Annotated in this window: 11 protein-coding genes; 9 read left to right on the forward strand and 2 right to left on the reverse strand. The window is 59.6% G+C overall.

Features of this window, described 5'->3' with window-relative positions; translation table 11 throughout:
- The first annotated feature begins 283 nt into the window (after positions 1 to 283).
- The 3 genes from AC1DNW_RS19240 to exoR all read left to right on the forward strand — a co-directional run bounded on the left by AC1DNW_RS19240 (position 284) and on the right by exoR (position 3,083).
- The gene (locus AC1DNW_RS19240; RefSeq protein ID WP_477854080.1) at positions 284 to 1,564 is read left to right on the forward strand and encodes an outer membrane protein transport protein; all 1,281 of its coding nucleotides are present in this window, start codon (positions 284 to 286) and stop codon (positions 1,562 to 1,564) included.
- Positions 1,565 to 1,794: 230 nt separating this feature from the next.
- The gene (locus AC1DNW_RS19245; RefSeq protein ID WP_477854081.1) at positions 1,795 to 2,277 is read left to right on the forward strand and encodes a hypothetical protein; all 483 of its coding nucleotides are present in this window, start codon (positions 1,795 to 1,797) and stop codon (positions 2,275 to 2,277) included.
- Positions 2,278 to 2,279: 2 nt separating this feature from the next.
- A complete protein-coding gene (exoR, locus tag AC1DNW_RS19250; RefSeq protein WP_113311591.1) occupies positions 2,280 to 3,083 on the forward strand; it encodes an exopolysaccharide production regulator ExoR in 804 nt (267 codons plus the stop codon).
- Positions 3,084 to 3,093: 10 nt separating this feature from the next.
- Here exoR and xth read toward each other — a convergent pair whose 3' ends face one another.
- Both xth and erpA read right to left on the reverse strand, forming a co-directional pair.
- Positions 3,094 to 3,885, reverse strand: coding sequence for an exodeoxyribonuclease III (xth, locus tag AC1DNW_RS19255; protein ID WP_477854082.1), 792 nt, complete (start codon positions 3,883 to 3,885; stop codon positions 3,094 to 3,096).
- Positions 3,886 to 4,006: 121 nt separating this feature from the next.
- The gene (erpA, locus tag AC1DNW_RS19260) at positions 4,007 to 4,339 is read right to left on the reverse strand and encodes an iron-sulfur cluster insertion protein ErpA (RefSeq protein ID WP_113295721.1); all 333 of its coding nucleotides are present in this window, start codon (positions 4,337 to 4,339) and stop codon (positions 4,007 to 4,009) included.
- 220 nt (positions 4,340 to 4,559) lie between these two features.
- Here erpA and AC1DNW_RS19265 point away from each other — a divergent pair, with 220 nt between their 5' ends.
- The 6 genes from AC1DNW_RS19265 (at position 4,560) to scpB (ending at position 13,692) form a co-directional block, all read left to right on the forward strand.
- Positions 4,560 to 5,777, forward strand: a complete 1,218-nt coding sequence (locus tag AC1DNW_RS19265) for a deoxyguanosinetriphosphate triphosphohydrolase (protein ID WP_113311592.1) — start codon at positions 4,560 to 4,562, stop codon at positions 5,775 to 5,777.
- A gap of 62 nt (positions 5,778 to 5,839) precedes the next feature.
- Positions 5,840 to 7,597 carry an arginine--tRNA ligase gene (argS, locus tag AC1DNW_RS19270; protein ID WP_477854083.1) on the forward strand — a complete coding sequence of 586 codons (1,758 nt, stop codon included), beginning with the start codon at positions 5,840 to 5,842 and terminating at the stop codon, positions 7,595 to 7,597.
- Positions 7,598 to 7,658: 61 nt separating this feature from the next.
- Positions 7,659 to 10,973, forward strand: a complete 3,315-nt coding sequence (locus tag AC1DNW_RS19275) for an SPOR domain-containing protein (protein ID WP_477854084.1) — start codon at positions 7,659 to 7,661, stop codon at positions 10,971 to 10,973.
- A gap of 109 nt (positions 10,974 to 11,082) precedes the next feature.
- Positions 11,083 to 12,096 (forward strand): beta-N-acetylhexosaminidase, encoded by a 1,014-nt coding sequence (nagZ, locus tag AC1DNW_RS19280; protein WP_113311629.1) that lies wholly within the window; start codon positions 11,083 to 11,085, stop codon positions 12,094 to 12,096.
- Positions 12,097 to 12,112: 16 nt separating this feature from the next.
- Complete coding sequence (locus tag AC1DNW_RS19285) at positions 12,113 to 12,973, forward strand: segregation and condensation protein A (RefSeq protein ID WP_113311594.1); 861 nt, start codon at positions 12,113 to 12,115, stop codon at positions 12,971 to 12,973.
- Complete coding sequence (scpB, locus tag AC1DNW_RS19290; RefSeq protein ID WP_113311595.1) at positions 12,970 to 13,692, forward strand: SMC-Scp complex subunit ScpB; 723 nt, start codon at positions 12,970 to 12,972, stop codon at positions 13,690 to 13,692. Before AC1DNW_RS19285 ends, scpB begins: the two co-directional genes overlap by 4 nt.
- The last annotated feature ends 50 nt before the right edge of the window (positions 13,693 to 13,742 follow it).

Here is a 13,742-nt window from a genome sequence, read left to right on the forward strand (position 1 = left end):
GCCTGTGGATATAACCCGTTTGGGGGATGCTGAACGCGAAAATCGCTACTGTTGTCACTTTGATACAGCTTCTACCTGTAGTGGAATGAGAATCTAATAGGCCCCTAAAAATCGACAGATAGAAGAATAGAATTTTATCTATCCAATTTTTTGACGTGCCCGTCAATTAGTTACGTAAATTAGTCATAACGCAACTTCGCGTCGCAGCGGAGCGTCTCGTTGCGATTTGTTAAGTTCACTAGCACAGTGTGATTACATCAATTGCTTGAGTKGGGGAGACACAATGGCAGCGCGTATGTTTTCCAGTGGCGTAACATCGCTCATTATCCTTTCGGCGCTCGCTTCACCGTCCTTTGCGGGTGGTCTGGAGCGCGGCGGCTATAATATCGATCAGTTGTTCGATACCTCGCCCTTCTCGTTTCAATCAGGCATTATATATGTCACGCCCCAGCGCAAGCTGAAGAACGCGCGCGACACGGATACCTCGGTATCTCCAGGGGGTGGCAATCTGAACAACCGTTCGAGCACCGCCGACGATACCGCAAATTACACCGTTCCTTATATTGGCTTCAAGGCCGGTTTCGGCGATGCGATCGACTGCCTTGTCGACTATTCCGAGCCATTTGGCGGGCATTCCAATCCCGGTCTGAACTGGGCTGGCGCCAATAACAATATCGAGACGGAGATCAATACCCGCAACTATGGTGGCACCTGCTCCTATCGTTTCGATGTCGGCCCCGGCCAGCTTCGTGTCATCGGCGGTGCCTTCTATCAGGAAGTCGACGGCTTCAAGGAGCGTCTGGTTTCGACGGTTCCGCTTCTGCTCGGCACGGGCAATGGCATCGGTCGCCTCGATCTTGAAGACAATGGCTGGGGCTGGCGCGCCGGTCTTGCCTATGAGATCCCGGAATATGCGATGCGCGCGAGCCTCGTCTACAACAGCCGCGTAAAGTACGACAACCTGACGGGTACGGTGGATCTCACGCAGGTTACTGCACCCTTTGCGCCGCTGAATGCCGCTCCCTATGGAAGGGTGACGCCCGTCTTCGGTTCCGCCGAAGCGCCGGATTCGCTCGAACTGAAATTGCAGAGCGGTATCGCTCCGGATTGGCTCGCTTTCGGTTCGGTCAAGTGGACGAACTGGAGCGTCCTTCAGTCTGTGCCTTTCTGCCCGACATCGACGAAGGGCCTGGTCGCCTGCACCTCCGGAGGGAGGACGGAACTGACCTCGCTCGACCTTCTCTATCGTGATGGCTGGACCATCACCGGTGGTGTCGGCCACAAATTCAATGATCAATGGGCAGGCGCTGTCAGCCTGACATGGGACCGCGGCACTAGCCAGGGCTATGGCTCTCAGACCGATAGCTGGACGCTTGGCGTCGGTGCTGCCTTCACGCCGACAGAACATATCGAGTGGCGCGTCGCCGGTGCCGTTGGCGTCCTGACGAGTGGTTCGTCTGGCGTCGTGACACAGAATGGCGTCACGTTTGGAGATGATGTCTCCTATTCCTTTGGCAACGATCTGGTTGCTGCACTATCGACCAGCATAAAGGTCAAGTTTTAATTCCCTGATTTGAAGAATTGACTAGCCCGGCACTGCCGGGCTCTTCTTTGTTTGACGCCATTAATCATTCCATCTTCTCGTCTCGTTTTGTGACGATTCRGCAACACTTTTTTACAACGGTTCGCGTATGGTGTCGGTGGGGCGAATTTGTCCATTTCCCGCCACAAAGAGAGCGCAGCGCTATTAGCGGGCGAGGAAATGACAAGCGTAGGGTGTGCGTAAGCAGTAGCATGGGTCGAATTTTTTCCGCTAATGCCAGACATCGCGATAGCGCGGGCGAGAAGCCAGCGGCAGCAGCTGTTTTGCTTTCCGCCAAAGGCATTTCCGGCCGGAAACACGCCCCTTCGTCAGTGTTGCAGATTCACGTCTTTCCATCATTTTCAGTCCTCCGGCATGAAGCTTCGTTCTTCAGGGAAGGGTGCGATACCGGTTTGGTCACATTTGCTGTTTACGAAGACGATAAAGGCGGACGGGTGGAGACTTGGATCGCAAAGGGAGTACCGCAGGCATCACATGCGGACCATGCCGGAAGGCGGATGGTTCACAAGGATGTGCTGGTTTTGAAAGAGGGGCATGGGGCTGGAAGCGACGCGGGTAAAGGGGCCTTGGAGCCCGCCGTGGGATCGCTCGCCTGGAAGGAATGCATCCCACGCGGGCAGAACGGCGAAAAAGGCCGCCGCCAGGCGTCTGTGATGAACGAAAGAAACCGGTAGAGATGGTAACGTCCGAGTTCAGATTGTTCAAATTCACGCTGCTTAGCATGTCGATGGCCGTTTCTCTGGCCATGGCCTGTCCGGTGCTGGCATTCGACATAAAGACGGGCGTCACGAAAGAATCGGGGCCTTTCGATCTCTTCAAATTCGGTTTCAAGGCGTACAAGAACGGTCAGAAGGAAGAGGCGGTCGAAGCCTATAAATATGCCGCCGAAAAGGGCCACACCGGTTCGCGCTGGGCGCTCGCCAACATGTATGCCGACGGCGACGGCGTGGCGCAGGATGATTTCGAAGCCTTCAAGATCTATAGCGAGATCGCACAGCAGGGCGTGGAGCCTGGTTCGGAGGATACCGGCTTCTTCATCAATGCTCTGCTGTCGCTTGCCAGCTATTACAAGCACGGCATTGCCGGCAGCCCGGTGAAGATCGATCTCAATCAGTCCCGCCAGCTCTATTTCCAGGTTGCTTCTACCTTCGGTGTTCCCGAAGCGCAGTTCCAGCTTGCGCAGATGATGCTGGCAGGCGAGGGCGGCAGCGCCAATATCAATCAGGCCAAGAAATGGCTCAATCAGGCCCGCAAGAGCGGCCACCCCGGCGCCATGTCGGTCTTCGGTAACATCCTTTTCGATGAAGGCCAGTCCGCCCGCGGCCTGGCGTTGATGACGGCGGCTCTCGACCGCTGCAAACCGAAGGATTGCAGCTGGATGCAATCGTTGCAGGAAGATGCCTTCTCCATCGCCAGCGAAGCAGATCGGCGCGCGGCCGTATCCCTGTCGCACACGATTGCGACCGGTTCGGATGACTGAGCTTTAAAGCTCAGGCAGCAAAATCGAAGTAAGCTACGACAGGCACGTGGTCGGACGGCTTTTCCCAGGCGCGCACATGCTTTTCGATCGCCGCTGACGTCATGCAGTCAGCTGCTTCCGGTGACAGCATCAGATGGTCTATGCGGATGYCGTTGTTCTTCGGCCAGGCGCCGGCCTGATAATCCCAAAAGGAATAGAGCGCTGTCGCATCCGTCGCCGAACGTACGGCRTCGACGAGGCCAAGATTTTCCAGCCGGCGGAAGGATTCGCGCGTTTGCGGCAGGAAGAGCGCATCGCTTGCCCAGACCTTGGGGTCGAAGCAATCATGCGGCTCGGGGATGACGTTGTAGTCGCCGGCGAGAATGAAAATTTCCTCGAATTCCAGACGCTCGGCCGCGAATTTGCGCAGGCGCTCCATCCAGGCGAGCTTGTAGGGGTATTTTTCCGTTTCCGGTGGGTTGCCGTTCGGAAGGTAGAGGCAGCAAACGCGCGCCACCTTGTTGYCGGGCARSGAGAAGACGGCTTCGAGRAAWCGCGCCTGCTCRTCGAGCGGATCGCCCGGCAGGYCGCGATTGACTTCSGAWGGYGAGCTCTTGGAGAGAATGGCAACGCCGTTGAAGCCCTTCTGACCATGCGTTTCGACGTGGTAGCCGAGCGCCTCGATCTCCAGCCGCGGGAAGCCTTCGTCGACCGTTTTGATTTCCTGCAGGCAGACGATGTCGGGACTGGAATCCTTCAGCCATTGCGTCAGGTTGTCGATGCGCGCCTTGACGCCGTTGATGTTCCAGGTCGCGATCTTCATGGCTTCCATCCTGCTCTMTGTCTCGAGCGTTCTTGTATCGCGCTCCGGCGCCGTCGGACAAGACACGAAACCGGCCGGAAGAAAATCTTCGGCCGGTTGGATGTGGAAAGCAGATGTTGGATCAGATTGCGAAGCTGGTGCCGCAGCCGCAGCTTGCCACTGCATTCGGATTATTGATCTGGAACGACTGGCCGAGCAGATTGTCGACGAAATCGATCTCCGAGCCGGCCATGTAGACCAGCGAGAGACTGTCGATCAGCACCTTGGCATCGTTCTTCTCGACGACAAGGTCGTCTTCTGCCGGCGCATCGACAAGGTCGAACTTGTAGGAAAAGCCGGAACAGCCGCCGCCTTCGACGGAGACGCGCAACGCGCTCTTGCCGGGATCGCTGCCGACAATGGCCGCAATACGCTTTGCCGCGGCATCGGAAAGGGTTACATTCACTTCAGTCATTTTTCCTCCTGCCGGGGTCAAGTTCCGGAGAGAATTCTTTTTCGGCGTTTGATATTCAAACGCATGATATCAAAGAAACTTATCATGTTCCCTAGGTAAAGGACAGGATCTGGCGAAGCGGACGATGAAGCGCCTCTTTGCCGTTTCTATGGGCTATAGGTATGAAGAGTGGAAAGCGGCGTCAATGGGCAAGGCTGCAACGCATTAGTGACGGTGAAGAATGAGCTTCGACAGGCATGCATTGGGTTTCGGTTATGGCGAACGGGCGGTCTATGCGGCAGATCCATGGAATTCGCGCGGACGTCTCTATGCGGAAGGCGGCAGCCCGACGCGTTCCGACTTCCAGCGTGACCGCGACCGCATCATCCATACGACGGCCTTCCGCCGGCTGAAGCATAAGACACAGGTATTCATCGCCCAGGACGGCGACCATTATCGCACACGCCTCACGCATACGATCGAGGTAGCGCAGATCGCCCGCGCGCTTGCCCGCGCCCTGAAGGCTGATGAGGATCTGGCCGAGGGCGTGGCGCTCGTCCACGATTTCGGCCACACGCCCTTTGGCCATACCGGCGAGGATGCGCTGCACGAAGAGCTGCTGCCCTATGGCGGCTTCGACCACAATGCCCAATCCTTGCGCATCGTCACCAAACTTGAGCGGCGTTATGCCGAATTCGACGGCATCAACCTGACCTGGGAAAGCCTCGAAGGTCTTGTCAAGCACAACGGTCCGCTGCTGACGGCCGATGGTGTCGGCACGCGCGGACCGGTGCCGCAGCCGATTCTCGATTATTGCGAGCTGCACGATCTGGAGCTTGAGAGCTATGCAAGCCTCGAAGCGCAGGTGGCGGCGATCGCTGACGACATCGCCTACAATACGCATGATATCGATGACGGTCTGCGCTCCGGCTATCTGAATTTCGAGATGCTGGAGGAAATTCCGTTTCTTGCCGGGCTCATGGCCGAGGTGCGGGAGCGCTACCCGCATCTGGAGCCGAGCCGTTTCACGCATGAGATCATGCGCCGACAGATCACGCGCATGGTCGAGGACGTCATCGGCGTGGCGCAGAAGCGTCTTGGGCAGTTGAACCCGCAAAGCGCCGACGATATCCGCAAGGCCGACCATGTGCTCGCGACGTTTTCGGATGAAATGTCCGAGACCGACAGGCAGATCAAGGCGATGCTCTTCAAGCGCATCTATCGCAATCCCGATATCATGCGCATTCGCGCGGGTGCTGCCCAGATCGTCAAAGACTTGTTTGGCGCTTACATGGCCAATCCCAAGGAGATGCAGAGCCATTATTGGGTCGACCATATCGCAGGCCTTTCCGACGCGCCGAAGGCCCGCCATGTCGGCGATTATCTGGCCGGCATGACGGACACCTATGCCATCAGTGCCCACAGGCGATTGTTTGACCACACTCCCGATTTGCGATAGGCAGCAGCCGCCCGGCAGCCGCCGGCGACCCTGTTGGCACAGCCTGTGCATGGAAGAATGCGATGAACCTTTTTACCGATTTTGAAGCCAGGATTAAAAACGCCCTTGAACAGCTCGAGCTGGTCAAGGAAAAGCGATCCGAGCTCGATTTCGGTCGCATTGCAGTCGAACCGCCACGTGACGCGACCCACGGCGACGTGGCAACCAATGCCGCCATGGTGCTCGCCAAGCCGCTCGGTACCAATCCGCGTGCGCTTGCCGAAATCATTATCGCCAAGCTGCAGGAAGACACCGATGTCGCCGAGGTTTCCGTCGCTGGTCCCGGCTTCATCAATATCAGGCTTTCCGTTGGCTACTGGCAGCGTGTGCTCGATGCGATGATCCGCACGGGCACGGATTACGGTCGCTCCGTGCTGGGGCAGGGCAAGAAGGTCAACGTCGAATACGTTTCGGCCAATCCGACTGGCCCGATGCATGTCGGCCACTGCCGCGGCGCCGTTGTCGGCGATGCGCTGGCAAACCTGCTGGCCTTTGCCGGCTACGATGTCGTCAAGGAATATTACATCAACGACGCCGGCTCGCAGATCGATGTGCTCGCCCGCTCCGTTTTCCTGCGCTACCGCGAAGCGCTTGGCGAGAGGATCGGCGATATCCCGTCCGGCCTGTATCCGGGTGATTATCTGGTCMCGGTCGGTGAATCGCTCGCTGCCGAATATGGCGTACGCCTGCACAACATGCCGGAAGAGCAGTGGATGCCGATCGTCAAGGATCGCGCCATTGAGATGATGATGGTGATGATCCGCGAGGATCTCGCAGCCCTCAACGTCCATCACGGCGTCTTCTTCTCTGAGCGCACCCTGCATGCCAATGGCGCGGCTGCGATCCGCACTGCCATCAACGACCTGACCTTCAAGGGCTATGTTTACAAAGGCACGCTGCCGCCACCGAAGGGCCAGTTGCCTGAGGATTGGGAGGACCGCGAACAGACGCTCTTCCGCTCGACCGAAGTCGGTGACGATATCGACCGTCCGCTCATCAAGTCGGACGGCTCCTACACCTATTTYGCCGCTGACGTTGCCTACTTCAAGAACAAGTTCGACCGCGGTTTCGACGAGATGATCTATGTGCTCGGCGCCGATCACGGTGGTTACGTGAAGCGTCTGGAGGCGGTCGCGCGTGGTGTTTCCGAAGGTAAGGCCAAGCTGACGGTGCTGCTCTKCCAGCTCGTGAAGCTGTACCGCGACGGCGAGCCGGTGAAGATGTCGAAGCGCTCGGGCGATTTTGTCACATTGCGCGATGTCGTTGAGGAGGTCGGACGTGATTCGGTCCGCTTCATGATGCTTTATCGCAAGAATTCGGAGCCTCTGGACTTCGATTTCGCGAAAGTAACGGAGCAATCCAAAGATAATCCGGTCTTTTACGTGCAGTATGCACATGCTCGCTGCATGTCCGTCTTCCRGCAGGCCAAGGAGGCCTTCCCGGACTTCGCCCCGACTCCCGAGCTTTTGGCGCAATCCGTTGCAGGCATTAGAGATTCTGCCGAATTACAGCTGATTGCCAAGGCCGCGGAATTCCCGCGCGTGGTCGAAAGTGCAGCCCAGTCTCAAGAGCCGCATCGCATCGCTTTTTACCTCTATGATCTTGCCAGCGCCTTCCACGCTCACTGGAACAAAGGTAAAGATCAGACTGAATTACGATTTGTTAACGATAAGAACCGAGAATCGAGTACTGCCAGACTTGGGCTGGTGTACGCCGTCGCGTCGGTTTTGAAGTCGGGACTTGCCATTACAGGCACTGCCGCACCGGACGAAATGCGATAACGTCACCATTTACCCACAATGCGCTGGCATTGAAGTGTTAGCGTTTTTGAGTGGGATGGGCATGGCTGATAAACGACTTGCGTATGACACGCGCGGTAAAGACGATATGTTTGCCGACGATGATCCGTTGGCTGAACTTGCTCGTATCGTCGGCTTTGAACCTCGAATTGCGGCCAATACTGTAAGCGAGCCCGAACGGCAGGAGCCGTCTCTCAATCTTGAGGACGAGCTTCTCCGCGAGTTCGAGCGTTACGATACGCCGCGTCCCCTGGCTGCTCTCGATCACCCGGCAGAGCCAACCACCCGGGAAGTMGAAACCTACGAATATGTCGAGCCGGTCCAGGACGAAGTGCCCTCGATCGGCGAAGAGCTTTCTCTGTCGGTTGCGACCGATTTCGAGACACCTGTCGTCGAGCCCGAGCTTCCGGAAGCAGTTGCCGTCGCTCCCGAGGTGGCCCCTCCGGAGCCGGTTGCACTCGATTGGGAGGCGCCTGTCGCAACCGATTGGTTGCCTGCGCCGTCCAGGCCTGTCGCTGTTTCCGCGGAACCTCCGCTTACTTTCACGGCCTATGGTGGCGCCCGCGATCTGATTGAGGAGCTTGAGCTCTCGATCGGCGGCGCTGCTCCTGTCGCGCCACCCACTCAGCCGCCGGCAAAGGCGCCTCAGTGGTCGGCCGCCAGCATTCGTCTTCCGCTTGCCAATTTTCACGCGCCGCGCCGGGAAGAGCCGGTCGTCGAGACTCCGGTTGTTGAGCCGGCTCCGGTTGAAGCCTTCACGAGCGAACCTGAATTTGTTGCAGAACAGGAATTCACGGTCGAACCCGAAGTGGTTGTGCCTGATGTAGCTGAAGAGCCTCTGCCGGTCGCGGCGGTTGAAGCTGCGGATTTCGAGCCGGTTGCGGCATCTTTCGGTTTTCCGGCGGAGATCGATCGCCACGAAGAGGTCGCCCTTCCTGAAGAGCCTGTCGCAACGCTTGATGACGTTGCTGTCTTCGAAGAGCGGGCCGAACCCGATAATGCCGGTTTCGATCTGATCGCCGCTGCAGTCGAAGGTGATGTCCATCCCGATGCGGCTCTGACGGAAGCGCTGCCGGAACCTGCCTTTGATGCGGATGCTTTCGTTCTCGACGATCTCCTGGCGGATGTCTCCCGTTATCCCGTGCCGCAGCGCCCTTCATCGCCCGTTGTGGCTGAATCTGTCGCTGCTGCACCGGAGCCTGTAGTTGCGCCGCCGGCACCGCAGGTCGCGCCGGTTCCTGCTGCTCCCGTTTTCGAGGCGCCGGTCTTCGAAGCGCCCATTTTTGAACCGCCTGTTTTCGAGACGCCTGTCTTCGAGGCGCCTGTTGCTCGCGCAGCCCTACAGCCGACGGTCATTGCGCCCGTACCGATGAGCCGTGCGACGCCCGTTCTTCGCCAGCCTGAAGCGGCGAATCCGGTCGTTCAGGCTCCGGTAGAGCCGGTTTCTCAGCCTATCGCTCCTGCTCCCGTCGTCGCGCGCCAGCCGGAACTGGAAGCTGAAGATCCGTTTGCCGGCCATGATTTCGAGCTGGATCTCGCCGGTATCGAACTTGAACTCGCCGATCTCGACTTCTCTGAGTCGCCGGCTCCGCAGTCGAAGCCGGAGCCCGTGCGTGCAGCACCTGTGGCCGCAGCACAGCCGGCGGCGCGTCCGCAGCCAGCACCGGTTTTCGTGCCGCAGCCGCAGCCTGCTCCGGTCAGCTATGCCAAGCCGGTGCGGGCGATCGAATCCACCGACGATCTGCCATTCGATCCGTCGATGATCTCCGATCCGGAAGATCGTCCCGAGACGGTCGAGGACATGCACGTTCCGACGCTGCCGCCTGTCGAGCATCCTGAGCCTGTAGCCAAGACCGCCGATTTCGATTTCGATCTCGATGCCGAGATCGCAAGCTTCTTCGAGCCTGCCAAGCGGCAGGAGAAGGCGCCTGTCGCCCCGGCTTGGGCACCCCCGGCCGCTGCTGCAACGGCAGCCGCTGTCGCCAAGCCGACAAGCTCCGCTTTCGCAGACGGGCTTGATGATTTCGAACGCGCACTGGAGGAGGATTTCCGCCGCAGTGTGCGCGAGCCGGTCGAGCGCCGCGAGAACGTTTCCGAAGTCCATATCGAATCCGCCAGCCAGACCGCGGATTTCAACCGTGCCCGCTCCATGCGTCGCCTGCTGGCCGCAGCCGCTACGCTGGTTGTTTTTGCCGGCGGCGCTTACGGTGTCTACACCTGGGTTTCCAACGGTCCAGGCCTCAGCATCGTCAGCTCCGGCGAGCCGCGTGTCATCACTGCCGATAAGGAACCGGTAAAGGTCGTTCCTGAAAATCCGGGCGGTAAGACCGTGCCGAACCAGGACAAGGCCGTTTATGACCGGGTCGCAGGTTCAGCCGAAGAGCCGAAGCAGAAGGCGCTGGTTTCCTCCGATGAGGCACCGGTCGATGTCGTCCAGCGCACGCTGACGCCTGAAGTTTCGCCCGATGACGATGAAGGCAGTGCCGATCCGGTTCTGCCGACGGCTGTCGGCGAGACGCAGGATCCGCGCCTGCTGCCCGAGCAAAACAACACTGCGGATGCCTCTGCGTCCGGTGACGATGAGACACCGTCCGTTTCGCCTCGCAAGGTCCGCACGATGATCGTCAAGCCGGACGGCACGCTCGTCGCCCGCGAAGAGACGGCGCCTGCCGATCAACCCGCACCGGCCAATGACGTGGCATCGGCAACGCCTGCAGCCCAGCCGGCGACGACGCCGTCTGCTGCAAGCTTCCCGGCAAACACCGGCAATCAGGTCGCCTCTGCTGCACTTCCGCCCGTCGGAACGGCGCCTGCAGCCCCGCCGGCTCAGACGACGGCCAAGGTGGCTGAGGTGAACGCCGCCAATGCAGACCAGGTCGATCCGCCGGTTCGCGCAGTGAAGACGACGCCGATCACCGATGCAGCCCCCGCTGCGACGACCGATACGGCGCCTGTCCCGACGGCCCGCCCGGCCAATCAGCCGGTCAATGTCGTCGGCACGGTAACCGAGAACGGCAATGTTCGCCCGACGGCCCAGCAGAAGCCGACGCAGGTCGCTTCTGCACCGGCAGCAGCCGCTGCCCAGCCGGCACAGCAGGCTCCGGCCGCCGCAAGTGGTGGCTATGGCATCCAGATCGCATCGTTGCCGTCAGAGGATGAGGCGAAAAAGTCGTACGCCAGCCTGTCGAAGAAGTTCGGCGGTGTGCTTGCTGGCCGCGCTTATGAAATCCGCAAGGCCGATATCGCCGGCAAGGGCACTTTCTACCGCGTCCGCATCCCGGCCGGCTCGAAGGACGAAGCTGCCGCCCTTTGCGAGCAGTATCKGTCCGCCGGTGGAAGCTGCCTCATTTCGCGCTGAGCTTTTTGGATATTYCTATCGGAGCGGCGGGCTTGCCCCGCCGTTCTTTTTTTGTGGGATCGCGCTTGACCTTGCTCGCAATTCGCGGGGCGGCCCTTATGATTCGAGTATGACCGAATCAAAAGCAATGATCCTCGGCTGCAGCGGCCTCAAGCTGACCGACGAAGAGAAGGCCTTCTACAGGGCTGAACGCCCTTGGGGCTTCATCCTCTTCGGGCGAAATATTTCCGAAGCGCAGCAGATCGGCGATCTTGTTGCCGAGCTGCGCGAATGTGTCGGCTGGCATGCGCCTGTGCTGATCGATCAGGAAGGCGGACGTGTCCAACGTATCCGTCCGCCGATCCTGCAGCATTATCCGCCTGGACAGGCGCTCGGCGATCTCTATCGCCGCGACCGCTCGCTTGGGTTGCGCGCCTCCTGGTTGATGTCACGCTTGCACGCCTTCGATCTCCAGCGGTTCGGCATCAATGTCGATTGCCTGCCGGTGCTGGACGTGCCGGTTGAAGGCAGCAGCAATGTCATCGGCAACAGAGCCTATGGCGGCGATCCCGTCACCGTAACGGAAATGGGCCGGGCAGCCGCCGAGGGATTGAAAGCCGGTGGCTTGCTTCCGGTCATGAAGCACATGCCGGGCCATGGGCGTGGCTTTGCGGATTCGCATCTGGAGCTGCCCGTTGTGACGGTGTCGCGCGAGGAGCTTGCAGCCCACGACTTCCAGCCCTTCGTTGACATGAAGGACGAGTTGATGGCGATGACCTGCCATGTCGTCTTCACGGCGATCGATCCGGATAATCCGGCGACCACTTCCCGGAAGGTGATCGATGAGGTGATCCGCACCGAGATCGGCTTCAAGGGATTGCTACTGTCAGACGACACCTCGATGAACGCKCTTTCCGGCACAATTGGCGAGCGTGCGGCGAATATCATTGCCGGTGGCTGCGATATCGTGCTGCACTGCAACGGCCATATGGACGAGATGCGCGATGTCGTGGCAAATGTTCCACCGCTGACAGGCCCCGCGCACGAGCGGGCACGAGCGGTGGAGGAAGGTTTTCCGACGCCGGATGCTGCGGACGAGGCGGCGATAAGGGCAGAATTCGACGCCATGTTTGCGATAGCTTGAGCAGAGGCAGGGTAGGGTGAACACGATCAAGAGCACGGACCGATCTCAGGCGGCGTCGACGCCGATGGACAAGCTGTGGCAGGAGAATGGCTCTGAGCGTTCCAGCCACGAGCCCGCGCTGGTCATCGATGTCGCCGGCTTCGAAGGTCCGCTCGACCTGCTGCTTTATCTTGCCCGTAATCAGAAGGTCGATCTGTCGCGTATTTCCGTTCTGGCGCTTGCCGAGCAATATCTGCAGTTCGTCGAAAGCGCGCGGCGTATCCGCATTGAGCTTGCCGCCGACTATCTCGTCATGGCAGCCTGGCTTGCTTATCTGAAGTCTCGACTGCTGATCCCGCAGCAGGTCAAGGACGATGGCCCTTCGGGCGAGGAGATGGCCGCAACGCTTGCCTTCCGCCTGAAGCGTCTGGAAGCGATGCGCCAGGTTGCCGATGGCCTCGTCAACCGCAACCGGCTCGGCCGCGATATCTTCGCCCGCGGCGCACCCGAGCATATCCCGGATCGCCAGCAGTCCGATTATGATGCAAATCTCTATGACCTGCTGAGCGCCTATGCGGCGTTGCGCCAGCGTCACGCGATCACTCAGGTGACTATCGAACGCCGCACTGTCTGGTCGCTCACCGATGCTCGTGAACTGTTGACACAACTGATCGGCGATATCGTCGACTGGACGGTCCTCGAACAATATTTGCTGCGCTATCTCGCAAGCCCTGCCGAACGCGTCACCGCTATTGCCAGCGCCTTTGCCGCCTCGTTGGAGCTGGCGCGCGAAGGCAAGCTCGAACTACGCCAGGACGGCGCCTTCCAGCCGATCTACATGCGCCGCGGCCCGAACCATGCCACCCTGCAGGTGGTCGAACAGGAGCAGTCGGATTGATCGACGCGCGAGACGAGGATTTTGAAGGCGAAGACTTGGAAGGCGAGGGCGCTTCCCGCGATCTGCAGGCCGAGATTGAAGCGGAGCGCATAGCCGAAGCGCTGGTTTTCGCCTCCGCCCAGCCGGTATCCGAAAGCTTCATCACCGAACGCCTGCCGAAGGGCTCGAATGCGCATGAGATCATGCTGCGCCTGAAGGAGCAGTACGCGCCGCGCGGCGTCAATCTCGTCCAGGTCGACAGCGCCTGGGCCTTCCGCACTGCCGCCGATCTCTCCTTCGTCATTCGCCGCGACGAGAACGAGGTTAAAAAGCTTTCCCGCGCAGCACTCGAAGTGCTGGCGATCATCGCCTATCACCAGCCGGTGACGCGCGCCGAGATCGAAGATATCAGAGGCGTCCAGACCTCCCGTGGCACACTCGACGTGCTGATGGAAGCAGGCTGGGTGCGTTTCCGCGGTCGCCGGCGCACACCTGGCCGTCCGGTCACACTTGGCACGACGCGGGACTTCCTCGACCATTTCGGCCTCGAGGAATTGCGCGACCTGCCGGGTCTCGAAGAATTGAAGGGCGCCGGCCTCCTGTCGGGCCGCATTCCCGCCAATTTCAATATTCCGTCTCCCCTGATGAACGACGAACTGACCGAGGACGAGGACCCGATCACCCAGTTGGATCTCGAGGAACTCGGACTGCTGGCCCCCGGCGGCGCTTCCGAGGAATGACGAAGCTTGGTCTTGCTTTTGCCACGCMCGCGCAAAACAATGTCAATCAC

The sequence above is a fragment of the Rhizobium sp. 05L429 genome (assembly GCF_056397645.1).

Bases quoted from the DNA above. Each gene is read 5' to 3' on its own strand.
- exoR (WP_113311591.1), top strand. From the start codon at position 2,280: ATGGTAACGTCCGAGTTCAGATTGTTCAAATTCACGCTGCTTAGCATG.
- AC1DNW_RS19240 (WP_477854080.1), top strand. From the start codon at position 284: ATGGCAGCGCGTATGTTTTCCAGTGGCGTAACATCGCTCATTATCCTT.
- AC1DNW_RS19265 (WP_113311592.1), top strand. From the start codon at position 4,560: ATGAGCTTCGACAGGCATGCATTGGGTTTCGGTTATGGCGAACGGGCG.
- erpA (WP_113295721.1), bottom strand. From the start codon at position 4,339: ATGACTGAAGTGAATGTAACCCTTTCCGATGCCGCGGCAAAGCGTATT.
- AC1DNW_RS19245 (WP_477854081.1), top strand. From the start codon at position 1,795: ATGGGTCGAATTTTTTCCGCTAATGCCAGACATCGCGATAGCGCGGGC.